This window comes from Sorangium sp. So ce1014 (assembly GCF_051521505.1).
Taxonomy (GTDB): Bacteria; Myxococcota_A; Polyangia; order Polyangiales; family Polyangiaceae; genus Sorangium.
This window is the reverse complement of the sequence record NZ_CP150356.1, coordinates 11,253,514-11,277,874: the sequence shown is the minus strand read 5'-3', so window position 1 is coordinate 11,277,874 and position 24,361 is coordinate 11,253,514. Positions and strand designations below refer to the sequence as shown.

Sequence of the window (24,361 nt, the reverse complement as noted above, 5' to 3'; positions counted from 1 at the left end):
TCTCCCGGTTCGCCGGCGCTCGATCCGGCGCTCGATTGCCACGCTGGTCACGGGGCGGGTCATTCCGTTCGCACATCGCACAGTGCATGCCGCTCTGCGCGTCTGGCGGCGTTCATGGTAGCGTCCGGGGGCTATGGCGCGCCGCACCGTGCAGCTACGGGTGGGGGGTCAAACCTACCGCGTGGTGACTTCCGCGAGCGATGAGGAGCTCCAGCGGCTCGCTGCTGTCGTGGATCAGAAGCTCGCCACCGTTGTGCCCGCCGGCCGCTCTGTGACTCCCCAGGCCATGTTGCTGGCCGCCATCGCGCTCGCGCACGACCTGGAGGAGGAGCGAACCCGGACGGCCCTGGTCGCCGGGCGCGCGCGGGATGCGTTCGGGCGGATCCTGCAGCGGGTGGACGCAGTGCTGGGCGCCGGCCCGGAATCGCCACCTTCGGGTGAAGCGAACGGCAGCACGCCCTGAGCCGGAGCCCCTTCAACCGCCCGGGCGCCGCTGGTGACGGCCCTGCTGCTGAGACGGCCGTGCTGCTGACTGGAGATGGCATGCCTGCACCCATGGATGAAGCTCCCCTTCCCCACGCGTCGACGCCCGATGGAGTGAGTGCCCTCCGGCACCTGCAGGACGAGCTCGCTGAGCTCGAACGCGCGGGTTTGCTGCGCACGCCTGCCGCCACCCCGCCTGTCGCCGGGGTGCTGGTGCTGTGCTCCAACGACTATCTTGGCTACGCCGCTCTCCCCTGGTCCTTGAAGGGCGGGGCTGCGAGCGGTGCGGGCGCGTCCCGCCTCGTGAGCGGGACGCACGAGGCCCACTTGATGGCCGAGCGAGAGATCGCTGCGTGGCTGGGGGTGGACGCGGCGCTCCTGTTCTCTTCAGGGTACGCGGCCAACGTCGGGACCATCACCGCGCTGGCCAGGCCGGGGGATGTCATCGTCTCGGACGCCCTGAACCACGCGTCGCTGATCGACGGCTGCCGTCTGTCGGGAGCGGCGGTCGAGGTGGTTCGCCATGTGGACGTCGAGGCGGTCGAGAGCGCTCTCGCGCGCAGCCGCGGCGCTCGTTGCCGGTGGGTCGTGACCGAATCGCTCTTCAGCATGGATGGCGACAACCCCGATCTGCGCCGTCTCCGCGAGCTGTGCGACCGTCACGACGCCGCGCTGGTGGTGGATGAGGCACATGCCCTTGGCATCTGTGGGCCGCGCGGCGCTGGCCTTTGCGCCGAGATCGGCGTTCGCCCTGACGTGCTCATCGGCACGCTCGGCAAGTCGCTCGGGCTCCACGGAGCCTTCGTCGCGGGCTCCGCGACGCTGCGGACCTACCTATGGAATCGCGCCAGGAGCTTCGTTTTCTCGACCGGCATCAGCCCCATGGTGGCTCTGGCGTCGGTGGACCGCGTCCGTCGTGCCTCTGCTGACGATGCCGCTCGGGCCCGCCTGGCCCTGGTCACGCGCCAGCTCCGCTCGGGCCTGCATGCGCTGGGGGCCCCGCTGCTCCCGGGTTCATCGGGCCCTATCCTGCCGTGGATCTTGAAGTCGCCGGGTGCCGCGGTGGAGATGTCCCAGCGCCTCGCGCGGGAGGGCATCCTTGTCCAGGCGATCCGGCCGCCGACGGTGCCGGCGGGCACATCGCGGCTCCGCATCACGGCCAGTGCGTCTCTCTCGGAGGTCGACGTGGCCCGCGCCCTCGCAGGGTTCCGCGAGGCACTCCGATGAGGCGCCGTCCTGTTTCACGTGAAACAGGGCAGCTCCGGGTCGCGGTGGTTGGAACGGGGACCGGGGTAGGCAAGACGCACGCATCGGTGGCGCTCGTCGCCGCGCTGGCAGCGCGCGGCGACAAGGTCTGCGGCTTGAAGCCCATCGAGTCGGGCGTGGACGGCCTCTCGACGAGCGACGCCGATCGCCTCGCTCTGGTCAGCTCGGTCCAGCCCGAGCCGGCGCCGTACCGCTTTCTGGAGCCGCTCTCACCTCACCTGGCGGCACGCCGCTGCGGCCGAGGCATCTCGCTGGATCTCGTGGCCGCGTGGGTCGACAGGCAGCCGGCACCCCTCGTGATCATCGAGAGCGCCGGCGCGCTCCTCTCCCCGCTGGGGCCGGGCGTGACGAACGCAGATCTCGTGCGCGCGCTCGCGCCTGACGCTGTCGTGCTGGTCGGCCTTGACCGGCTCGGCATCCTTCACGAGGTGGCCAGCTGCGTGCTGGCCTTGCGCGCTCTGGCCCCTGGCTTGCCGCCAGCCCTGGTGGTGCTGAACCCCCCGGCAGCACCCGACGCATCGACCGGTACCAACACGGGGGAGCTCGAGACGCTGGGCATTGCTCCGGATGGCGTTGTGATGCCTCGTGCCCTCCCCACAGCGCCGGCGTCGCTTGCCGCCGCCGAGCTCACCTTGGCGCGACTCGGCATGTAGGAATGCGCTCACGCGCGGAGCTGCGGGCGAGGGTCTGGTTGGCCGTCCGCCGAGTCCGGGCCGGGGACGGCTGAGCCACCCTGCTAGCTGAGGTCATCCGGCCTGCCTTCCAACGCGGGCCGACCAGGCTCATGTCGCCCAAGCTCGTCCCCGATTGTGCGGGAGGTCGTGCCGAGCTGCCCGGCCCGAGGAGACTCAGCTCGTCGCGGGGTGCGGGGGTCCCGCCGGACTCGCCTGGGCCCCCGCTTTCCGACAGAACCGGAGGAGCGAGAGCCACTGGGCTGTGGACATCGGCCCTCTCCGCGCCGCGCGACGAACGGGGCTTCCTGATCACACTGCGGCCCGTGTTGAACTGCGTGCTCACGAGACCGAAGTCGACCTGCGCGACCTTGCCGGGTCCCGGTGGCAGCGACACGAACCGTCGGCGTCATTTTGCGCTACGCGAACGGAGCGCCTGAGCGTCTCGTAGCTGGCAGTGACGCCGCGCTCGCGCTTGAGCAGCGTGTGGACCTTCCGCAGCTTCAAAAGCCGCCCTCATGTGGCCCATGAGGCTGCGAACTGGCGCCTCCCCGCGCCGCGCGACGAACAGGCTTCAGCGGCGCCCTCCCTCTGATCCACCCCGCGGCGCCCGACTGATCCACGACGCCGCCGTCTGAAAGCGCCGCCCGCGGCGCTTTCGTGATCCACCCGCGCAGCGTCGCGGCCGTCTCCGCCGCAGGGCGCCCGGCCCGCCGCCGCCCGCGACGCTGCGGGGATGGCGTCCCGCCGTCGATGCGCTGAGTGCCGCTTCTCCTTCACGCCGTCACCACGTGCCCTGACCACCCAGCGCGTTTGTGGCGCTGCGTGTCGCCGCGCTCGCGGCCGCAGCTCGCGCGAGCGCGGCGCTGCCGCGAGCTCGACGACCATCGCGTCGATGAGCGCAGGCGTCAGCGCGACTGTCGCAGGGGTCGAGCGGCGGCGCCGCCCGCCGTCGCTCCCGCCGGGGGTCACGCTCCACCTTCGGCCTCCAAGTCCGCGGAATTGCCGGAGGAAATCGCCCAGCTCGTGGATCGCGCCGTCGACCGGTCACGCGCCAGCTTGCTTCGCGATCTGCGCAGAATCTGGCCGCACGCGCCACGGCCAGCTCGACGCGGTCTCCGTGTTCGCCGATCGCGGCCAGATCGAGCTGCTCGACGGGTTCAAGCGCGCTCGCGCCGCGCGCATTCTCGGCTGGCCCACCCTCCGCGCACGCGCCGTCGACGCGGACGTGGCCGAGGCCAAGATCCTGCTCGTCGCGCTCCACGACCGTCGCCGGCTCACCGAGCTCGAGGAAGGGTGGTTGATCCGGTCGCTCCATCACGACCACCACCTGTCGCAGTCCGCCATCGCCGCACGGCTCGGCCGTCACAAGAGCTGGGCGTTCCGGCGCCTGCTGCTCGTCGAAGCGCTGGATCCCGCGGTGCAAGCCGACGTGCGCTCGGCCTCATCGCGCCGCGCGCCGCCGTCGCTGTGAGCCAGTTGCCACGTGGCAACCAGCACGCCGCCGCGGGCGTCGTGATCCGCCGCGGCCTGACCGTGCGGCAAACCGAGCTCCTCGTCGCCGAGCTGCTCGACGCCACCGACGATGCAGCCCGGGCCGAGCAGCTCGCACGATGGCTCGACGAGGGCGCGCCGGGCGCGAAGCCCGGTGTCCGCCCCACGCGCCGGTCCAGGAGCGAGCTTGACTGGCTTGCGGGCGACCTCCGGACGGTGCGACTCGTCGCGGCCCGGCTCGAAGCACGCCTGGCCGGCGGCACGCTCCACACCATCGGCCCCGAGGCCGCGGCGCTCGCGCAAGACAGCCTCGTCGCGCTCGTGCCGGTGCTCGATGCCCTCGGGCGCACCATCCAGCTCGTCTGCGGCGACAGCGCCGCTTTGAAAGACAAGGACGCCGCATGACCGTGACATGGCGCACCCGCGAAGAGCTGGTGCTTCAGCTCGTGACACTCCACCGGCAGGGCCTCTCCTCCCGAGCTATCGCCCGCGCGCTCGGCGTCAGCCGCAACACCGTCAAGGCGCTGCTCGCGGCCGACGCGGACGCGCGCGACAAGGAGCACAAGGCGCTCCTGGAGCCGCCGCCGCGAGCGCCGCGCGCGTCCAAGGTCGATGCGTATGCGGCGCGCGTCGCCGAGCTGATGGCTCGCTACCCGGACATCACCGCTCAGCGCATCTTCGAGACGCTGCGCGAGGACGGCTATCGATTCCCACGCGCTGGGGCGCATCCTCGCCGCCCGCGCGACGCCGCGCTCGCTCGACGAGTACGTCGCCGAGGACACCGTCCGGCGCATCGCCAAAGCCCTCGGCGAGACGCGCACTGGGACGCGCGATCTCGTCGAGTACGACCGCCTTCCCGGCCACCCCGAGACCTCCGGCGCTGCCCGCGCCGACTACAAGGAGAAGACACCATGCCCAGACGGCAGAGCAGCGGCATCGACCCGCCCCTCGGCGACGACGTCGTCGCCGAGCGACTCCGGCGACACCTCGGCTTCCTCGGCTTGACCCGCAGCCTCGCTCGCCTCGATGAGCTGCTCGCATGGGCCACGCGCGAGCGGCGCGGCGCGACGGCGCTGCTCGAGCACGTGCTCGGCGCGGGGGTTGCCAGCAAGGTCGAGGCGCGCGTCGCGCGCCGCGTGGTTTGGAGGAGCCGCTCGTGTCGGCCGTCCACGACGCGTCCGAGCGCAAGCGCCAGCGGAAGCCCACAAGTGCAGCGCTACCGGTCGGCATCCGCGTGCCTCCCTCTCGCCCACAGCGTCGGTCGTTTTGCTCGATGGCGGAACGAGCCACCAGACGCCTCAGGACACCAAGAGCTGGCTGACCTTCTGGCGGCTCGAAACTCTGCTGCTTGTCGTCGTCGGTGCCTGACCCCTCCATCGCTGCGGCGGGTCCGGTTCTCACCGCGCGCACTCACCTGCGCCGCCTCCTCGCTGCGACCGAAAGGCTCCGCCGAGCGCGCGGGATGAGCTTGCTTCTTGGCGCCGAAAGCGCTCAAGGACGTGCCCGGGTGGCCAACCCCGAAGAAGCCTCATTGCCGGGACGAATGGCGGAGGTGCAGTCGAGCCCGGCCGGTGTTGCTGCTCCTCGGCTGAAAGCGTCGGCGTCTCAGAGGCTTCTTACGAGCCCGGTGCGTCGCCCCAGCTCACTCCTCGCTTCAACGCGAGTCGCCGCTGTCACGCACGATGGGTTCAGCAGCCAGCAGACGAGGACGACGACCTTGTTTCACGTGAAACTGCCCGGGTTGCTTCCCCACCGGCTCAGGTCGACTCGGTGACGACACGACCCCGCTCCAGTACGAGACGAGCGGCAGCTCGATGCCGGAAGACGTCCGGCTCGTGCGAGACCACAACCACAGCGGCGCCCCGCGCGACCTCCGCTTCCACGACCGTGAGGAGCCGCGCGACACCAGAGCGGTCAAGGCCCGTCGTGGGCTCGTCCAGCAACACCAGGGAGGGATGGTGAACCAGCGCTCGCGCGAGCGCGATGCGCTGCCGCTGGCCGCGCGAGCACGTGCGCAGCGGTCGCAGCGCGAAGCTCCCCAGCTCGAAGCGCTCCTCCGCGCGGCGCCACGCCTCGTGCGCATCCAGACCATGGAAACCGGCCGCCAGCTCGACGTTCTGCCGGCCGGAAAGATCGGGGTACGCCAACGACTCGTGCGACAACCAGCCGATGGTGCGGCGAACCAGCCCCGCGTCGTCCCCCAGCGGCTCGTAAGTGACAGCACCCGACGTGGGACGAATCACGGTGCCCAGGATGCCGAGCAGCGTCGACTTGCCTGATCCGTTCGCCCCCTCAATGAGGGTCAACCGCCCCGACTCGACGGTCGCGTTCACCCCACGCAGCGCCGCTGTCCCTCCGTACGTCTTCACGACGCCGCGCGCCACCACGCGCTCGATCGCATCCACTGCGCTCACCTCGCTTCTGCGCTCCACACCGCGGTCAGCTCTGGCCGCCGCCTCGCGTGCGACCTTCACCCCGAACGACGGTGGTCATGTCCTCCGGGAACGCAGGCGGATCAACCAGGGTCGCCTCCGTATCCTCCGAGAAATCCGTGCACCGATCGAGCGGGGGCAGCGACGGGATCGTCGGACGATCTTCCGCCTCGTCGTCCCGGGATTGTCCGTCCACCACCTCGGCGACCGGCTCGCTCCGCCTGCGGACAGCGCCCCGGTCGCTCGATGCGCCGATCGCCGGTGGCGACCACGCACTGTGACGCAGCTGGACCCCGTTGCCGCTGTCCGTCACTCGATGTCCCTTCCTCGCCGCCTCCGGCTCAGGGCGGGCGCCCCCGACGACGAATCGACCAGCCTCGCCGGCGTCCTGCTCGCCCCCGAGCCGCGCGAACATCATCGTCCCATCGTCGTTCCGATCCTCGACGATGCTCTGGACCGCAACGCCCTCCAGCCGGCGCTTCTGCGACACAGGGACCTGGTTCTTGAACCGCCGCAGCGCCTTCTGGAACTCCCGGGCGCTCTGGAAACGCTCCTCGCGCTCCTTCGCCAAGGCACGATCCACCATGCGCGAGAGCCCGGGCGGAGTCGTCGGATCGAGCTCTGTCACAGGGCGGTGCCAGAGCGTCAGTATCTGGACGAGCAGCGCGTTGTAATTGCGCGCCACGAACGGGCGCTGGCCGGTCAGCGCCTCGTAGAGGATCACGCCCACGGCCCATAGATCGAGTCGGTGATCAAGTTCCACATCCCCCCGAGCCTGCTCGGGCGCCATGTAGTACGGCGTGCCCATCACCATGCCGGTGCGGGTCAGATCCATCGCCATCCCATCGACGCCAGACGCCTGCGAGATGCCGAAATCGAGCAGCTTGGCAACCGGCAGCATGCCGGCACGCTCCGAAAGGAAAATGTTCTCCGGCTTCAGGTCACGGTGGACAATCCCCCGCTCATGTGCCGTCACCAGCGCCGAGAGCACCTGAAGCATGATGTCCACGAGCTCGCTCGGCGGCACAACCCGGCAGCGCTCGAGACGCTGCGCCAGCGTCTCACCGTGCAGGCGCTCCATCACAAGGTAGGGGCTGCCGTCAGAGAGCCACCCCATGTCGTAGACCTCGCAGATGTTCGGATGACCGATCCGCCCCGCGACCCGCGCCTCGTGCTCCAATCTGGAGATCGCCTCGTGCTTCTGCATCTCCCGCGGATGCATCACCTTGACAGCAACCAGCCGCCCGATCTGGAGGTGCTCGGCCTCGTAGACCGCGCCCATGCCGCCCTCCCCGATGATGGCGGTGACCCCGTACTTGTCGCCGATCACGTGGCCGAGCAGCGAGCGCCCCCACGACGCGCCCGCCACATTGCTCCCCGGCCACGCTTCGATCCGCGCGTCATCCGCACCGCCAAGCGACCGTGCGCGCAACGCCACGGCGCGCTGCTCGGGACGCGGCGGCGGCGCGCTGCGCGTGGCCGAGCTCGACCCCGCCCCCGGCGAGCCCCTCGGCGATGGGGGCGCCGCCCTCGATGAAGGCGGCGCTCCCCCCGAGGGCAGCGCTCCCCTCGAGGGCGCAACTCCGCTCGATGCGGGTGCCGCCGCCCTCGGCAGCGCAGCTGGGCGGGGAACGGGTTGCAACGGAGCCGCACCAGCCCGCCCACCCCCGCGTGACGACAAGGGCGCCTCCGACGACGCAATCACGAGCCCGGTCGCCGGACACACGACCGCCGCACCGTCGTGGTGGTTACCGCAGTGGATGCACCGCACCGAACTCAAGTCCGTACATTTTGCAATACTCCATCCGGGTGCTGCTCGGAACTGCACAGCGCATCAGGTCAACACGTGCCCCGCCGCGCTCGGTTCTACATTCCCGAACCCACCCCGGGAGATCTTGGGGATAACCCCGTCGGGAACCCTGGGGGCAAAACGGGGGAGACACGCCGCCCGCCAGCTCTCCCCTGTCCACCTACCCCTGAGCACGGTCCATTTACCCCAGGGCACACGCTTCCAACTGGTCGTATTTATTGAGCAATTTGGGTTATCCCCGCCCTCCACAGCGCCTACGACGAAGACGTTGTCTTAAATTTATCTAATTCATGGAAGAGAGAGGCGTCCCGCAAGGTCACGGGAGCGCTCATTTCCGAGGCACGCCCGGGCGATAACCCTGCTAAAGGGAGCTGCTCTGGAGTCGGCTATGGACCTTGTGATCCCCAAGAAAGATCTGCTTCGCCTCGTCGCACGCTGCCAAGGCGTGGCGGACAAGAAGAGCGCCATGCCGGCGCTCGCCAACGTCCTGCTCGCCGCCGAGGGCAACGCCGTCCGCGTCGCCGCGACCGACCTGTACATCGGGGTCACCGGCCAGACGCACGCGGACATCAAGACCGGCGGCACCGTCGCGGTCCCGGCCAGGGACCTGCTCGAGCGCGTGAAAGCCATGCCCGATGGCCCGATCCAGATCACCACCACCGAGGGCGCGCACACGTCGCTCAAGGCCGTCGGATCGCCCCGGCGCTACACGCTCCCCGGCCTCCCCGGCTCGGAGTTCCCGCAGCTGCCCGTCCCGGCGCACGACGCGCCCTCGCTGGAGCTCCCCGTCGAACAGCTCGCGCTCCTGATCACCAGGACGCACTTCTCGATCTCCACCGACGAGACGCGCGCGCACGTCAACAGCGCCCTGTTCGAGTGGGCCGGCGACCGCGTCAGGATGGTCACCACCGACGGCCACCGCCTGTCCAAGATGGAGGCGACCGTCTCCGGCAGCTCCGCCACGGCCACCATGCTCATCCCGCTCAAGGCGATCACGGAGCTCCGCCGCCTCGCCGAGGAGGCGCGCGCCGAGAAGGAAACCCCGATGGTCGCCATCACCCAGAGCGGGCCGAACGCGTTCTTCAACATCGCCGGGATGCAGTTCTCGGTGAAGCTCGTCGACGCGCAGTTCCCCCCCTACCAGCAGGTCATCCCCTCGGTCACCGAGCGCTCGGTCCGCGCGCCCCGCGTCGCGTTCGCCGAGGCCCTCCGCGCCATCGCGCTCGCCGCCAACGACCGCACCGGCGGCGTCAAGCTGTCGATCGCGCCCGGCACCCTCCGGATCACCAGCGAGAGCCCGGACACCGGCGCCGGCTTCGACGAGCTGGCCGTCGACTACAACGGCCCCGAGGTCACCATCGGCTTCAACGCCAAGTACTTCCTCGACGTCCTCGCCTCCATCGACGACGACGAGGTCGTCCTCGGCATCTCCGGGGAGCTCGACCCCGCCGTGCTCCGGCCCGGCAGCGAGTCGAACCAGCAGAGCTACGTCGCCGTCATCATGCCGATGCGGATTTGAGCGCGCCCCCCGACGAGCTCCAGGGACGCCTCCCGAGCCTGCTGCTCGAGCGGCTCCAGATCCGCGAGTTCCGGAACCTCGGCCGCGTGGACGTCGAGCCCGCGCCGCGCCTCAACGTGATCGCCGGCAACAACGGTCAGGGCAAGACGAGCCTGCTCGAGGCGATCTACTTCGCGGCCACCTCGCGCAGCTTCCGCACCCACCGCATGGCCGAGCTCGTACGCCACGGCGCCGACGTCACGAGCGCGCGGGCGCGCTTCGTCGAACGACGGGACGCGCTGCCGCCCCTCGGGCGCGAGCAGACCGCCGCCGTGGAGCAGAAGCGGTGCGTCGTGCGGATCGACGGCAACCGGCCCCCGAGCCTGGCGAGCTTCGCGACGCGCTCGCCGGTCGTCGCGTTCCACGCGGAGGAGCTCGCGCTGTCGACCGGGCCCGCGAGCGCGCGGCGCACGCTGCTCGATCGGCTGGCGCTCTTCATGGATCCGCAGAGCGCCGACCACCGCGCCCGCTACGCGCAGGCGCTCCGCGCGCGCCACGAGCTGCTCCACCGCGGCGGGGGCGGGTCCACGCAGGCGGGCGCCGAGCTCGACGCCTTCGAGGAGCTCTGCGCCGTCCACGGCGCGGCGCTGACCCGCGCCCGCGAGGCCGCCGTCGAGGCGCTGGCGCCGGAGCTCACGCGCGCCTTCACCCGCATCGCCGCGCCGGACCTGATCCTGGCGGCCCGCTATGCGCCGGGAGGCACGAGCGACGCCGAGCAGGCGCGCGAGGCGCTGCGCGAGCACCGCCGGCGCGACGCCCATCGGCCGAGCGCCGGCTTCGGTCCCCACCGCGACGACCTGCTGCTCGAGCTCGATGGCCACCCCGCCCGCGTGGTCGCCTCCCAGGGGCAACACAGGGCCCTCACCCTCTCGCTCAAGGCGGCCGAGACCGCTGCCATTGCGTCCGTCCGGGGCGTAGAGCCCATTCTTCTGCTGGACGACGTGTCGAGCGAGCTCGACCCGGACCGGACGGTCGCGCTGTTCACGTTCCTCGGAATGGCGCGTGGACAGGTGTTCCTGACGACCACGCGGCGCGATCTCATCGTCACGCCGGGCGTCGCGTCGTCGGAGCGGCGCGATTTTCACGTCGAAGGCGGCGCGCTCAGCTGACGTGCGTCGCGGGCGCGCGGGCGTCTGCGTCCACCGAGCGGACGCTGAAGGGCGGATGGCGCGCGCGCCAGGTCCCCCGCCGCGACCGCCATGACCGCCGCCAGACGCGTTGATCGCCCGCCCACAGGCCACGAGTTGGGGCGCTCCGGACGCGCCCGCGCCGGGCGCTGAAAATACGGTGTTACGAGGCTTCCGGACTCGGCGAAACGCTTGCCCGAGCCGCTGATTTCGGCTACATTTCCGCAGTCTTTACGGGGCATCGACGAGCGGTCCGCGCATGATCGTTCGTGCCCTCGGAACCGATCCGGCGCCGCGGCCGCGGCACCCGGGTCCCACCTGACGAGCTGCGATCGAGCCGGCCCCTCCACTGCAAGAACTCCGGCAATCCGAGCGGCCTCCGCCGCTCTGCGCCCCCGGTGAGAGGCGGCGGGCGCGCCACCAGGACCGATGATGACGGAACCCACCCTGAGCCAGCCGACCGACCTCACCAAGGCGTCGTATGACGCCCACAGCATCACGGCGCTCGAAGGCCTTGAAGCGGTGCGAAAGCGCCCCGGCATGTACATCGGCGATGTGCATGACGGATCGGGGCTGCACCACCTCGTGTGGGAAGCCGTCGACAACGCCGTCGATGAGCACCTCGCCGGCGCCTGCACGGAGATCAGGATCACCGTCCACTTCGACGGCTCGGTGTCGGTCGAGGACAACGGCCGCGGGATCCCGGTCGGGATGCACGCCAAGGGCGTGAGCGCGGCAGAGGTCGTCATGACCGTCCTCCACGCCGGCGGCAAGTTCGACAATTCCAGCTACAAGGTCTCTGCGGGCCTGCACGGCGTCGGCGTGAGCGCCGTGAACGCCGTCTCCGAGTGGCTGAAGGTCGAGATCAAGCGCGAGGGAAAGCTCTGGTTCCAGGAGTACGCCCGAGGCGTGCCGAGGGCGCCGCTCAAGCCCATCGGCGTGACGGACAAGACGGGGACGAAGATCACCTTCAGGCCCGATCCGGTCATCTTCAGCGCGGTCGAGTTCAGCTTCGACATCCTCGCGAGCCGCCTGCGCGAGCTCGCGTTCCTGAACGCCGGGCTCGTCATCCACCTCGACGACCAGCGCCCCGGCGGAAGAGCGGAAGCCTACGAGTACAAGGGCGGCATCGCGGAGTTCGTGGCGCTCCTCAACAAGACCAAGGAGCCGATTCACGAGGAGGTGATCAGCTTCATCTCGCAGCATGAGATGAGCGCCGGGAGCGAGGCCACGAACGGCCGCGGGAGCCCGGGGGCGCCGCCGGTCGGCGTGGAGGTCGCGCTGCAGTGGAACGGCTCCTACACGGAGGCGATCTTCTGTTACACGAACAACGTCCACAACCGGGACGGCGGCACGCACCTCACCGGGCTCCGCGCCGCGCTCACGAAGACGATCAACAACTACGGGAGCGCGCACAACCTCTTCAAGGAGCTGAAGCAGGGCCTGCAGGGCGAGGACGCACGCGAGGGCCTGACGTGCGTGCTCAGCATCAAGCACCCGGACCCGTCGTTCGACTCGCAGACGAAATCCAAGCTCGTCTCCAGCGAGGTCAAAGGCATCGTCGAGGCCGCCGTCAGCGACAAGCTCGGGCAGTACTTCGAGGAGAACCCGCAGAGCGCGAAGAAGATCATCGAGAAGGCGGTCGTCGCGGCGAAGGCGCGCGAGGCGGCCCGCAAGGCGCGCGAGGTGATCCGCAAGGGCTCGCTCGACGTGACGTCGCTCTCGGGCAAGCTCGCCGACTGCCAGTCCAAGGACCCGGAGAAGAGCGAGATCTACATCGTCGAGGGCGAGAGCGCCGGCGGCAGCGCCAAGATGGGGCGCGACCGGCACTTCCAGGCGATCCTCCCGCTGAAGGGCAAGATCCTCAACGTCGAGCGGGCGCGGCTCGACCGGATGCTGAGCTCCGCCGAGGTCGGCACGCTGATCACCGCCCTCGGTTGCGGGATCAACGACGCCGGCGGCTTCGAGATCGACAAGCTCCGCTACCAGAAGATCATCCTGATGACGGACGCCGACGTCGACGGCTCCCATATCCGCACGCTGCTCCTGACCTTCTTCTTCCGGCAGATGCCCGAGATCATGGAGAAGGGGTATCTGTTCATCGCGCAGCCGCCCCTCTACCGCGTGCGCAAGGGCAAGCGCGACCTGTACCTGAAGGACCAGGCCGCGCTGGACGAGTTCCTCGTGGGCAACGCCGTGGACGGGCTCGAGATCGTCGCCTGCGGCGCGGAGACGGGCATCCTCGGCCAGCCGCTCTACCGCCTCGCGCAGCGGCTGAAGCGGTTCCGCGCCGTGCTGTCCAACATCGACAAGCGCTGTGACGCGCGGATCGTGGCCGCGGTGCTGAGGTCGAGCGGGCTCGGGCGCGACGACCTGCGGGAGACAAAGAAGGTCGCCGCGGCCGCCGACGAGCTCCGGGCCTACCTGAAGCAGCGCTATCCGGACCTGTTCCCGCTCACGCTGGCGACGCCCCGGGACACAGAGCACGGGACGAGCCGGATCGAGGTCGTTCCGCGGCCCGGCGCGAGCGCTCGACGGAGCGTCATCGACTGGGATCTTGTGAACTCGCCGGAGTACCAGGAGGCCTGGTCGATCGAGCAGGACCTCCGGTCCATCGGCGCGCCCCCGTACCGGGCCCGCACCTCGAGCGGTGAGGACACCATCGAGAACGGCGAGACGCTCGTCGAGTACATCGAAGAGCGGGGCAAGAAGGGTATCGCGATCAGCCGTTACAAGGGCCTCGGCGAGATGAACGCCGATGAGCTCTGGGAAACGACGATGAACCCGGACGCGCGCACCCTCCTCCAGGTCCGCATCGACGATGCGGTGAAGACGGACGAGCTCTTCACGATCCTCATGGGGGATCAGGTCGAGCCGCGGCGCAACTTCATCGAGCAGAACGCGCTCAACGTGAAGAACCTCGACATCTGATCCTGCATCCGGCGCGCGGTTCCTGCGCGCGCGGCGCGGCTGCTGCGCCCCGCGCGCAGCGGCCGGGCGCGCGGCGGCCCGGCGCGCGAGTCGCGCGCACCTGGGGTTGACGCGGCGCTGGCGCTGCATCGATCACCGGATGCGTCCGCTCGGTATCTCTGGCAAGCCGCTTGCTTGGTCGGCCCCTTGCTAGCCAAGGCACGCGCCTTAGCTTCGAGGGGCCATGAGAATCGAGCGAATGACGACGAAGGCCCAAGAGGCCATACGAGAGGCTGTCGATTTCGGCAGCCGCCGGGGAAATCCCGAGCTCTATCCCGAGCACATCGTGCGGGCGATCGTCGGCCAGGATGGCGGCGTCGGCGCTCCCCTCGTGCAGAAGGCAGGCGCCGACCCGGCAGGGTTGCTGCGCCTCCTCGACGCGAAGATCGACACCTACCCTCGCGTGAGCGGCGGCGCCGAGCCGAACCTGTCGCGGCGCGCGCTCACGGTGCTGCAGAAGGCCGAGGACGAGGCCAAGGCGCTCAAGGACGAGTACATCTCGACAGAGCACGTCCTGCTCGCCGGGACCAAGGCCGACAAGGAGATCCAGTCGATCTTCGAGCGAGCCGGGCTGTCGTACGACAAGCTCCTCGCGTCGCTCGCGGCCGTGCGCGGCAACCAGCGCGTGACAGACCGGGACCCCGAGGGGAAGTTCCAGGCGCTCGAGAAGTACACACGCGATCTCACGAAGCTCGCCCGACAGGGCAAGATCGATCCGGTGATCGGCCGAGACGAGGAGATCCGGCGCGTGATTCAGGTGCTCTCGCGGCGCACAAAGAACAACCCGGTGCTCATCGGTGAGCCCGGCGTCGGCAAGACGGCCATCGTCGAGGGCCTCGCGCACCGGATCGTGGCGGGAGATGTGCCCGAGTCGCTCAAGGACAAGACCGTCGCCGCGCTCGACCTCGCCGCCATGGTCGCAGGCTCGAAGTTCCGCGGGGAGTTCGAGGACCGGCTGAAGGCGGTGCTCAAGGAGATCGAGGGCTCGAACGGGCGCATCGTCCTGTTCATCGACGAGCTCCACACGCTGGTGGGCGCCGGCGCGGCCGAGGGCGCCATGGACGCGGCCAACATGCTGAAGCCCGCGCTCGCGCGCGGCGAGCTGCGGTGCATCGGCGCGACCACCCTCGACGAGTACCGGAAGCGGATCGAGAAGGACGCGGCGCTGGAGCGGCGGTTCCAGCAGGTGCTCGTCGCGCAGCCCAGCGTCGAGGACACGATCGCCATCCTGCGAGGACTCAAGGAGAAGTACGAGGTCCACCACGGGATCCGCATCCAGGACGCAGCGCTCGTGGCCGCCGCGGTGCTGTCGAATCGGTACATCACCGAGCGGTTCCTGCCCGACAAGGCGATCGACCTCGTGGACGAGGCGGCGTCGAAGATCCGCATGGAGATCGACAGCCTGCCCACGCCGATCGACCAGGTGGAGCGCGATCTGCTCAAGCTGCAGATGGAGGAACAGGCGCTGAAGCGCGAGAGCGACAAGGCGAGCAAGGCGCGCCTCGACGAGGTGCGGCGCGAGATCGCCGATCTCCAGGGGCAGCGCGACGCGATGCGGGCGCAGTGGATGCGAGAGAAGGAGCTCATCTCCGAGCTGCGCCAGCTCAAGCCGCAGATCGAGGAGCTCAGGCTCGAGGAGGAGCGCCTGAAGCGCGCCGGCGACCTCGGGCGCGCGGCGGAGATCCATTACGGCAGGATCCCGGAGATCGAGAAGAAGCTCGAGGCGATCCGCGCCACGCTCGCGCAGGTGCAGTCGAAGGAGAGCTATCTGAAGGAGGAGGTCACCGACGAGGACATCGCCGCGGTCGTCTCGAAGTGGACCGGGATCCCCGTGTCCAAGATGCTCGAGAGCGAGATGCAGAAGCTCCTGCGCCTGGAGGACGAGCTGCGCCGCCGCGTCGTCGGGCAGGAGGACGCGCTCCGCGCGGTGTCGAACTCCATCCGGCGATCGAGGGCAGGCCTCGGGGACGAGCGGCGGCCGATCGGGTCGTTCCTGTTCCTCGGGCCGACCGGCGTCGGCAAGACCGAGCTCGCGCGCGCGCTCGCCGAGATCCTCTTCGACGACGAGCGGGCCATGGTGAGGCTCGATATGAGCGAGTACGGGGAGCGCCACGCGGTGGCCCGCCTGATCGGCGCGCCGCCCGGGTACGTCGGCTACGAGGAGGGCGGCCAGCTCACCGAGCCGGTGCGCCGGCGGCCGTACAGCGTGGTGCTGTTCGACGAGATCGAGAAGGCGCACCCGGACATCTGGAACACGCTCCTCCAGGTGCTCGACGACGGGCGCCTGACCGATGGACAGGGGCACACGGTCGATTTCAAGAACACGATCATCATCCTGACCTCCAACCTCGGGACGCCCGCGGCCGCGGCCATCGAGGAGCGCGCGAACCTGCCGGCAGAAGAGAAGGCGGAGCTCGTGAGGAGGGCCGTCGTCGAGGAGGTGCGGAGGCACTTCCGCCCGGAGTTCCTGAACCGCCTGGACGATCTCATCGTGTTCCGGCGGCTGGAGCGCGAGCAGATGGAGAAGATCGTCGATATCCAGCTCGATCTGCTGCGAAAGCGCCTGGATCGGCGGGGGCTCCTGTTCACCATCTCGTCGGAGGCGAAGGGCTACCTCATCGAGCAGGGGTGGGATCCGCAGTACGGCGCAAGGCCGCTGAAGCGCGCCATCCAGAGGAGCATCGAGGACGAGCTCGCGAAGCGGATCCTCGGCGGCGAGCTCAAGCAGGGCGACACGGTGCAGATCGACCGAGCGGGCGGCGCGCTCACGTTCACGCGCGCGGCGCCGAACTGACGCTCGTCAGCCCGCGCCCGCGTCAGCGCTCGGGGAGATTGCCGGCGATGCGGCGGAGGAGGTCCAGGACGGCGTAGGCGGCGCCGAGCTGGACCTCTTCGCGATCCCCCGAGAACACGCGGTCGCGCACGACGAGGCCGCCGGGGTGCGACACAGCCCAGTAGCAAAGGCCGACCGGCTTGGTCGCCGTGCCGCCGGTCGGTCCGGCGATGCCGGTGACCGAGATGGCGACGTCGACCTCGCAGAGGCGGCGGACGCCCTGGGCCATCTCGGCGGCGACCTCGGCCGACACCGCGCCGTGGCCGCGCAGGGTGTCCTCGGCGACGCCGAGCAGCCGCGTCTTGGCGCTGTTCGCGTACGTGACCGCGGCGCCGACCAGGTAGTCGCTCGCCGGGTAGCTCGTGAGCAGGTGAGAGATCAGCCCGCCTGTGCACGACTCCGATACGGCGAGCCGCCAGCCGCGGGCGCGCACGGAGCGCCCGACCATCTCCGGGAAGGCGTCGTCCCCCTCCCCGTACACGGCCGTGCCGAGCCGCTCACGGACCTCGGCCGTCGCCCTCAAGGCCAGCTCGTGCGCCATCGAGTGCGTGGCGGCGTGAGCGTGGACCTTCACGTCGACCTCCGGGTAATGCACCCGGTAGCCAAGCGTGATGCCGGGATAGGCCTCCTCCACGCCCTTCAGGAGCTCGCCCAGCGCGGACTCGGGCAGACCGTAGGTGCGAAGGCGGACCTGGAAGGTGTTGTTCGGAGCGGCCGGCCGCACGCGCGGCAAGACCTGCTCGGTGAACATGCTCTTCATCTCCCGCGGCACGCCCGGCAGGAAGAAGACCGTGGACTCGCCGAGGTGGATCCCGAAGCCGGGCGCGGTGCCGGACGAGTTCGGCAGGATCTCCGAGCCGGAAGGGACCTCGGCCTGCTTCTCGTGACCCGCGTTCATCGTCTTGCCACGGCTCTCGACGCGGCGGCGGATGGCGAGCAACGTGCTGTCGTCGCGCACGAGGTCGGTGCCTGTCGCGCGCGCTGCGGCGAGCGGGGTGAGGTCGTCCGTCGTGGGACCCAGACCGCCGGTGGCGATCACCAGCCGGTGCGCGCTCGCGAGCTGGCGGACGGCGGCGGCGATGTGATCGACGTCGTCGTCGACGGTGGTGGACTCGCTGACCGTGAAGCCCGCTGCGGTGAGCTCGGCAGCGAGCCAGGCGGCGTTGGTGTTGAGGATCTCGCCGCGGGTGAGCTCGGTCCCGATCGAGAGAAGCGCGACAGCCATTGGGAAGCGGGACTGTAACTCAATCCGGAGCGAACGGAGCGCGTTTCCGGACTGTTTTGAGGTCGGTCGTCGTTCTCGTCCCCTCTCCCCCTCCAACGCGGCGCGCGAGGGGCGCGGCGTGCGCTCAAGGAGGATAGACGCACCGGAAGCCGAGAGCCGGCGAACGCGTGAGTACCGGAACAAGTTGCCGATTCCAGGTGCGGAGCGCCGCAGCTGCCTCGTCGGCCCACGATCCGCCGTGAGCTCCCGAGAACCCGTCCTCGGGCCGATCCGGGGCCGCCCACTCGGCGACATTGCCGGCCAGGTCGAACACGCGCCCGCCCGCGTGCAAAGCGGCGCCGTCAGGGCGCGAGCCGGCGAGCTCCGGGCCCGTCGCGCCCCATCCGCACGGGCCCGCCCGCAAGCCGAAGGCGACGCGCCGGCAGACCGCGCCTGTGTCTCCCCACGGGTACCGCCGGCTCGAGGGGCCCGCCGCAGAGAAGGCCAGCTGATCCCGCGAGGGGAGCGCCCCGCCCGCAAAGGCACAGTAGCGGGCGGACTCCTCCAGGGTGATCCCCGTCACCGGAAGGCCGGGCTCACCGCGCAGCGCCAGCGAGGCGCACGCGCCGGCCGCAACGCAGGCGGCGTAGCGCTGCTCGGTGACCTCGAACGCGTCGAGCGCGAACGCCGGGACGAACACCTCGCGCGCCTCGACGACGCCCTGCGCTTCCCAGTCGCTCGGCCCGAGCTGCAGCGTCCCGGCGGAGATGCGTACGGTCGCGCTCGGCGCGACGCAGCCGGCGGGGGTCGGCGCGAGGCCTGCGCCGCAGCGGGTCGGCGCGCCGGCGCAGCGGCCAGCCTCGAGGCGCTGGCCTTCGCCGCAACACCGCGGGCCGAGCGCGACCATCCCCGGCGCGCAGCGCGCCGGCGGCCCGGCGCGATGGCGGGCCAGCGCGGTGATGCCGACGATCAGCAGGGCTGCGCCCGCAGCGAGACCGGCCTTCCAGCCGGCCACCGCTCCGGCGTCCGGTGCTGCCCCCACCTCAGGGGGGCGGCGAGCCGGCAGCGTCCGCCTTCCGCCGCGCCCCGGCCGGCTCGCGTGAGACGGCGGCCTTCCCGTGCGCCGGCTTCGCTTCAATCATGGCCACGAGGCGCGCGAGCGCGTCGAGGAGCGCCCCCCGGACGCGGTCGTACGTCTTCGGACCGACGTCGCCCCGCTTCCGCGCGCGCTCGAGCTCGACGAACTCGTCGAGCAGCGCGTCGCGCGCCTCGATCAGCTCTCGCCGCTCCTCGTCGTCGGGCCCGCGGTCTTCGTCGCGCCGACGGACCAGGTTCATCGCGGCCCCGCCGATCACGGCGGCGCCGGCCAGGACGAGCGCGATCCACCGGCCCACGCTGGGCGTCGGCAGCCCGCCGAGCGTGATCTCGATGATCTTCAGCCCGCCTTCCACGCGGGTGCCCTGCCTCTCGGTGATCAGGATCTTCTTGCCGTCCCGGTTCTGGGTGCGCTGCGCCGCCGGGAAGCCGGCGACGTTCAGCGTCATCGACTTCGACGCCTCGGCCATCACGCGCATCTGGGCCATGCGCGGCGGCAGCTCGATGCGGATCGTCTGGCGCTCTTCCAGATTGAGCGGGACCTGCCAGCGGAACTGGCCCTCGTGCCGGCCGGGGCTCACGGTGCCGCGCAGCGCCGCACCGGTGCCCTTGACCTCCTCGAAGCGCACCTCGTCCATGCTCTCGGTCTTGTTGAACGCCTTGTAGTCGGGCGGGAGGGCGAACGTCTCGTTGGGCAGCCAGGCGACGCGGCCGAGGTTGTAGACCTGGAACAGCTGCTCCACCGAGATCGAGTCCTGACGGAGCTGGAGGTAGATGATGCCCTGCGTCCCGACCATCAGGTTGTTCACGTCCGGCGTGGCCTCGTAGACGTGGAGCACGGCGCGCTTGCCGGCCTCGGCGCTGAGCCCGAAATGCGGCAGCGAGAACGTGCCGCCGTCGCGCGTGACCGAGATGCCGTAGCTCGTGCCGCCGCCGATCGTGAGGTTCTCGAGCCGGACGGTGCCCGCGTCGTCCGTCTCTCGCTTCACGCGCTCGCGCGAGTCGCCCTTCGTCACCGAGCTCTGCATGATGTCGACGTCGACCGGGATGCGAGGGAGGGGCTTGCCGTCCGCGTCCTGCACGGTGAGCACGAGGACGCCGGGCGGAAGGGCGGCGTCCTCCCGGGCCGTGTCCTCGGGCGCCTCGAACAGGCCGGTCGCCTGCTCGGAAGCGCGCCGGGATGCCGCATCTCTCGCGGGAGGCTTCCCCACGGGCGGGTGACCGGAAGGCAGCTCCTGCTCGACCTCGGGATGGCCCGGCGGGAGAGCGCCCGCGGCGCCGGGTGCGCCCGCGTCCGCCCCAGCCGTCGAGGCTGCAGCGGGGCTCGCGCTTCCGGCAGCCGCGGCCCCCGCCGGCGGCTTCGCCGCGCTCGGCGCCGGCGTCTTCGCATCCTGCTTGGGCGCCGCGGGCTGCGCGGAAGCCGTCTTGCCCGCCGCGGGCTGCGCCGAGGCGGGCGCCGCCGCCGGCGGGGCCGGAGCAGCCGGCTGCGCCTGCGCCGGGTGCGCGGCGGTCATGCTCAGCGAGGCGATCGCGGCCAGCGGGGTGTACCTGGTCCAGCGCATCACAACGCCCTCCTGCTGTCGCTCTCGTCGCCGCCGGCCACGGCCTCGTCCGTCGCAACCTGATCGGCCAGCGGCGCGCCGGCCGCGCACTTCGTCCCGCACTTCTTGCAAAACACGGCGTCTTCGTCGTTCAGCGTGCCGCAGACCGCGCATGCCAGCGCCGCCTCGCGCTCCTCCGTCGCCGCGGCCACGTCGCTCTCGCCGTCCGCCGCCGGCTCCGGAACGCGCTCCTGCTCCGGCTGCTTGGCCCCGACGCGCTTCCGCTTCGCCGGCCTGGCCTCCGCGGCGGCGCCCTCCGGCGCGCTCGCGGCCGCGTCCACGCCCAGCTCCGGGGCGTCCACGCCGCCGTCGTCCTGCAGCCCGGCGCGCCGGAGGTGATTCGCCACGAGCGCGGCGACCTGCTCGCGCCGCGGCTGCGCGTCGGCGTCCAGCACGCGGAGCAGCCGCTTCGCCTCGGCGCGGTACTTCGCGACCAGCTCGGCGTAGTCCTCGTCGCTGATCTTCCCGACGCTCCGCTCGAACTCCAGGTCCTTGAGCGCGCGCAGGACGGCCTGCTTCTGCTCCTCCTCTGCGCGCGGCGCGCCGATGGCGTACGCGTCGGCGCCGCTCAGCGGCGTCTCCCCGAGCAGCACGCGCAGGCTCGCCCAGAAGATGGCGATCACGGCGACGAGCGCGCCGCCGGCGAGCACGAGGATCGCCGCGGGCGGCCCGGCGACGAGCCCCGCGACGCCGGCGCCGACGAGCGCCGCGAGCGGCACCCCGAAGCGGGCGTAGTGCACGATCTGCCGCTCGAGCGGCGAGTCAGAGCCCCGGATCACGGCCTCGTGGGCCGTGGCCGTGGCGGCGCTTTTGGCGGACATTTCGGCACTCATGCGCGGTCTTCGCGGTCGAGGTTCTTGAGCTCCTCGTCGAGCTTGTCGTCGTAATCGTCGCGCGCGCCGGGGACAACGCCCTTCCGGGATCGCTCGCCGGCGGCGCCCGCCTCGTCGCTCCGCCGCTTCCAGCGGCGCAGCGTCATGATGACGACACCGGCGCCGACCAGGATAGCGCCGAGCGGGAGGAGATAGATCAGCCGCTGGCTGCCCTTGTTCGGCGGCACGGACAGCGCCTCCGCCCCGAAGCGCTCGGCGTACGCGGCCTTGATGGCCTCCACCGATAGCCCCGACGCGAGCGCCGCGCGGAGCTCATCACGGCGCTCGTGCGCGAAGCCGCAGGTGCACGTCCCGAGGGTCTCACGCGGGCAGCCGCACGTGCAGATCACGCTCCAGAAGAGCTTGCGCTCGTCGTCGCTCTGGATGCCGACGGTGCCCGAGCGCTGCATCCCCTCCCCGAGCTGCTGGCCGTGAGCGAACTCCGGCGAGCGCAGCAGGACGACGAGGGCGATGACGCCTGCGGCGAGGAGGGTGATGCCGTGGATAAGGTGTCGTGTGCGGCTCATTCGAAGGCTGGCTGCCTGGGCTCGGCAGCGGTCGGGAGCATTGCACCGATCGCCGGCGCCCGCCCGGGATGAACGGACGCGCCGGAGGCGGGGGCGTCGACGTCGCCTGGCGCGTGCAGGATTGGCGGCCCGAGCCTCTCCTGGATGGGGCGTCCGTAGGCCTGCGACGGGCCTCCGGCGAGCAGGAAGGCGAACACGACGGACGCCACGACCGACCCTCCCGCCCGGACATAGCCGAACGCGCCGGCCTCCTCGAGCACGATGTCGGGCCACATCGCGATGAGCGCCCCGAAGACGAGGATGCCCGCGCCGAACCACATGAACGAGATCAGGTTGTTCACGTGCAGCTGGAAGGAAGCGACCTTGGTCTGAGGGTTCGCCATCCCGATGATCACGTAGAGGTCGTTCTTGAGCGTCATGTGCCGGGCGACCTCGGTCGACGGCGCCTCGGGGGTCGCCTTGTAGATGTACTTCGCCGGGCTGATCCGGCCGACCGGCGTGCCGTGGCGCTCGACGTCGAGGTCGGCGAAGACCATCCGCTTCTCGCTGTCGACCTCCATGCGCGGACCGGCGTAGACGAGGCGGTACTCCTCGATCTCCACGGCCTCACCCGGGCGGAGGCTGATCTCCTTGTCGACGCCCCACGCGCGGCCGGCGAACCCGACGAACATCACCGCGATGCCGACGTGCACGATGTAGCCGCCGTAGCGGCGCCGCGACCTGGCGATCAGGTTGTAGAACGAGGCGAAGGGCGACTCGTCCCCGCGCTTCTGCCGCGCCGCGATGCCGCGGGCGAACTCCTGGATGACGACGGTGACGTTGAACGCGGCGATCGCCACCGTGATGAACGGGTAGGTGGACGCGAGCTTCGCGAGCGCGGCGCCGAGCTGGCCGGGGTAGATCGGGTCCACGGCGACGAACGGGGCGAAGCCCACCTTCTTCCCGAGCGAGAGGTGGAGCGCCACCGTGACGGCCGTGGCCAGCACCGGCCAGCGGAAGCTCTTCCGGAAGAGCTCCGGCGACGTCTTCCGCCACCCGAGCAGCGGCGCGACGCCCATCATCAAGAAGACCACGAGGGCGACCGGAGGGAGCCACATGTTGTAGAACGTCGGCCCCAGCGTCGACTTCTGATCGAGCAGCCACTCGCTGATGCGCGGCCACACGGTCGCGACCGCGATGAAGATCATGATGCTGAAGAGGCCCCAGTTGTTGAGGAGGAACGCGGCCTCGCGCGACAAGAGCGACTCGAACTGCCCGTCGCTGCGCAGCCGCGGCAGGCGGTAGACGATCAGGGCGGTGCACGTCGCCAGGATCACGGCCATGAAGCCGACGAACCAGATGCCGATGCCGGACTGGGCAAAGGAGTGCACGCTCGCGATGAGGCCCGACCGCGTGAGCCAGGTGCCGAAGATGGTGAGGAAGAACGTCCCGCAGATGAGCGAGACGTTCCACACCTTCAGCATGCCGCGGCGCTCCTGGATCATCGTCGAGTGCACGTAGGCGCTCGCCGTGAGCCACGGGAGGAACGCGGCGTTCTCGACCGGATCCCACGCCCACGGGCCGCCCCAGCCGAGCTCCTCGTAAGCCCACAGCATCCCGAGCACGTTGCCGATGGAGAGGAACAGCCAGGAGAAGAGCATCCACTTCCGCGTCGCCACGATCCACTCGCTGTCGAGCCGGCCCGTGGCGAGGGCGGCGATCGCGAAGGCGAACGGGACCGCCGCGCTCGTGAAGCCGATGTAGAGGCTCGGCGGGTGGATGATCATGTAGAAATTGCGCAGCTGGTAATTCAGCCCGTTGCCGTCGATCGGGGCGCCCGCCACGCTCGTGCGGAACGGGTTCACCGCGAAGATCATCAGCGCTGCGAAGAAGATGAGGACGCTCATCAGCGTCGCGATGACGTAGGGCTGGAGCTCCAGGTACCGGCGCTGCAGCCAGACGACGCAGCCTCCCGAGAACAACGCGGTCAGGAACATCCACCAGAGCAGCGAGCCGTCCTGCCCGCCCCAGAGCGCCGCGATGAGGTACGGCGTGGTCATCGACCGGTCGCTGTACTGGGCGACGTAGGCGATGCGGAAATCGTGGCTGACGAAGGCGTACGCCAGCACGAGCACCGCGAGGCCGACCAGCGCGATCGTGCCGTACGCGCCGAGCCGCGCCGCCTGCAGCAGCCGCGGTCGCCCGCGCGCCGACGCGAGCCCGACGGCGAAGGTATACGCCGCGGTCACCAGAATGGCGTAAAGGACGCCGGTCCCGAACTCAGGAAGGGATTGCCACATCGTCGTGGCCGCAAGCTTAGGCTTGCCAGGCGCGCAGGGCCAGCGCACCGCACCCACCAATTCGGCCTTCACCGCCGCTGAACGCGCGCTGCTGTGCGCGTGGCGCTCGCGATCGTCTGCCCCGTCCTGGCCCCGGCGC

18 protein-coding genes are annotated in these 24,361 nt (G+C 70.6%); 10 read left to right on the top strand and 8 right to left on the bottom strand.

Annotated elements, in window-relative coordinates; all coding sequences use genetic code 11:
* Positions 1-133: 133 nt before the first annotated feature.
* The 6 genes from zapA to WME75_RS42515 all read left to right on the top strand — a co-directional run bounded on the left by zapA (position 134) and on the right by WME75_RS42515 (position 5,380).
* Positions 134-463 carry a cell division protein ZapA gene (gene zapA, locus WME75_RS42540; protein WP_437483170.1) on the top strand — a complete coding sequence of 110 codons (330 nt, stop codon included), beginning with the start codon at positions 134-136 and terminating at the stop codon, positions 461-463.
* Between the two features lie 92 nt (positions 464-555).
* Positions 556-1,710 (top strand): aminotransferase class I/II-fold pyridoxal phosphate-dependent enzyme, encoded by a 1,155-nt coding sequence (locus WME75_RS42535; protein WP_437483167.1) that lies wholly within the window; start codon positions 556-558, stop codon positions 1,708-1,710.
* Positions 1,707-2,402: an ATP-dependent dethiobiotin synthetase BioD gene (bioD, locus tag WME75_RS42530; RefSeq protein ID WP_437483165.1), complete on the top strand. Its 696-nt coding sequence runs from the start codon at positions 1,707-1,709 to the stop codon at positions 2,400-2,402. Before WME75_RS42535 ends, bioD begins: the two co-directional genes overlap by 4 nt.
* Before the next feature lie 1,138 nt (positions 2,403-3,540).
* The gene (locus WME75_RS42525) at positions 3,541-3,894 is read left to right on the top strand and encodes a hypothetical protein (protein WP_437483162.1); all 354 of its coding nucleotides are present in this window, start codon (positions 3,541-3,543) and stop codon (positions 3,892-3,894) included.
* Positions 3,891-4,319, top strand: a complete 429-nt coding sequence (locus WME75_RS42520; RefSeq protein ID WP_437483160.1) for a hypothetical protein — start codon at positions 3,891-3,893, stop codon at positions 4,317-4,319. Before WME75_RS42525 ends, WME75_RS42520 begins: the two co-directional genes overlap by 4 nt.
* Positions 4,316-5,380 (top strand): helix-turn-helix domain-containing protein, encoded by a 1,065-nt coding sequence (locus tag WME75_RS42515; protein WP_437483158.1) that lies wholly within the window; start codon positions 4,316-4,318, stop codon positions 5,378-5,380. The genes WME75_RS42520 and WME75_RS42515 overlap by 4 nt, the downstream gene beginning before the upstream one ends.
* A gap of 291 nt (positions 5,381-5,671) precedes the next feature.
* Here the strand turns inward: WME75_RS42515 and WME75_RS42510 are convergent, their stop codons facing one another.
* Both WME75_RS42510 and WME75_RS42505 read right to left on the bottom strand, forming a co-directional pair.
* Positions 5,672-6,319: an ATP-binding cassette domain-containing protein gene (locus tag WME75_RS42510; RefSeq protein WP_437483155.1), complete on the bottom strand. Its 648-nt coding sequence runs from the start codon at positions 6,317-6,319 to the stop codon at positions 5,672-5,674.
* A gap of 34 nt (positions 6,320-6,353) precedes the next feature.
* Entirely contained in the window at positions 6,354-7,784 is a 1,431-nt protein-coding gene (locus WME75_RS42505; RefSeq protein WP_437483152.1) for a serine/threonine-protein kinase, read from the bottom strand.
* Positions 7,785-8,544: 760 nt separating this feature from the next.
* On the opposite strand from WME75_RS42505, the gene dnaN reads away from it, so the two are divergent.
* The 4 genes from dnaN (at position 8,545) to clpB (ending at position 16,605) form a co-directional block, all read left to right on the top strand.
* A complete protein-coding gene (gene dnaN, locus WME75_RS42500) occupies positions 8,545-9,675 on the top strand; it encodes a DNA polymerase III subunit beta (RefSeq protein WP_437483150.1) in 1,131 nt (376 codons plus the stop codon).
* Complete coding sequence (recF, locus tag WME75_RS42495) at positions 9,672-10,823, top strand: DNA replication/repair protein RecF (protein ID WP_437483147.1); 1,152 nt, start codon at positions 9,672-9,674, stop codon at positions 10,821-10,823. The genes dnaN and recF overlap by 4 nt, the downstream gene beginning before the upstream one ends.
* A gap of 450 nt (positions 10,824-11,273) precedes the next feature.
* Positions 11,274-13,772, top strand: coding sequence for a DNA topoisomerase (ATP-hydrolyzing) subunit B (gene gyrB / locus WME75_RS42490; RefSeq protein ID WP_437495039.1), 2,499 nt, complete (start codon positions 11,274-11,276; stop codon positions 13,770-13,772).
* 223 nt (positions 13,773-13,995) lie between these two features.
* Complete coding sequence (gene clpB, locus WME75_RS42485) at positions 13,996-16,605, top strand: ATP-dependent chaperone ClpB (RefSeq protein ID WP_437483144.1); 2,610 nt, start codon at positions 13,996-13,998, stop codon at positions 16,603-16,605.
* 22 nt (positions 16,606-16,627) lie between these two features.
* Here clpB and WME75_RS42480 read toward each other — a convergent pair whose 3' ends face one another.
* The 6 genes from WME75_RS42480 to WME75_RS42455 all read right to left on the bottom strand — a co-directional run bounded on the left by WME75_RS42480 (position 16,628) and on the right by WME75_RS42455 (position 24,222).
* Positions 16,628-17,869, bottom strand: coding sequence for a CinA family nicotinamide mononucleotide deamidase-related protein (locus WME75_RS42480; protein WP_437483141.1), 1,242 nt, complete (start codon positions 17,867-17,869; stop codon positions 16,628-16,630).
* A 124-nt stretch (positions 17,870-17,993) separates the two neighbouring features.
* Positions 17,994-18,863, bottom strand: coding sequence for a formylglycine-generating enzyme family protein (locus tag WME75_RS42475; RefSeq protein ID WP_437483139.1), 870 nt, complete (start codon positions 18,861-18,863; stop codon positions 17,994-17,996).
* A gap of 28 nt (positions 18,864-18,891) precedes the next feature.
* On the bottom strand, positions 18,892-20,505 hold the full coding sequence (locus WME75_RS42470) for a carboxypeptidase-like regulatory domain-containing protein (RefSeq protein WP_437483136.1): 1,614 nt from the start codon (positions 20,503-20,505) through the stop codon (positions 18,892-18,894).
* A complete protein-coding gene (locus WME75_RS42465) occupies positions 20,505-21,365 on the bottom strand; it encodes a hypothetical protein (protein ID WP_437483134.1) in 861 nt (286 codons plus the stop codon). Before WME75_RS42465 ends, WME75_RS42470 begins: the two co-directional genes overlap by 1 nt.
* An 8-nt stretch (positions 21,366-21,373) precedes the next feature.
* Positions 21,374-21,943: a cytochrome c-type biogenesis protein CcmH gene (locus WME75_RS42460; protein WP_437483131.1), complete on the bottom strand. Its 570-nt coding sequence runs from the start codon at positions 21,941-21,943 to the stop codon at positions 21,374-21,376.
* A complete protein-coding gene (locus tag WME75_RS42455) occupies positions 21,940-24,222 on the bottom strand; it encodes a heme lyase CcmF/NrfE family subunit (protein ID WP_437483128.1) in 2,283 nt (760 codons plus the stop codon). Before WME75_RS42455 ends, WME75_RS42460 begins: the two co-directional genes overlap by 4 nt.
* Positions 24,223-24,361 lie beyond the last annotated feature (139 nt).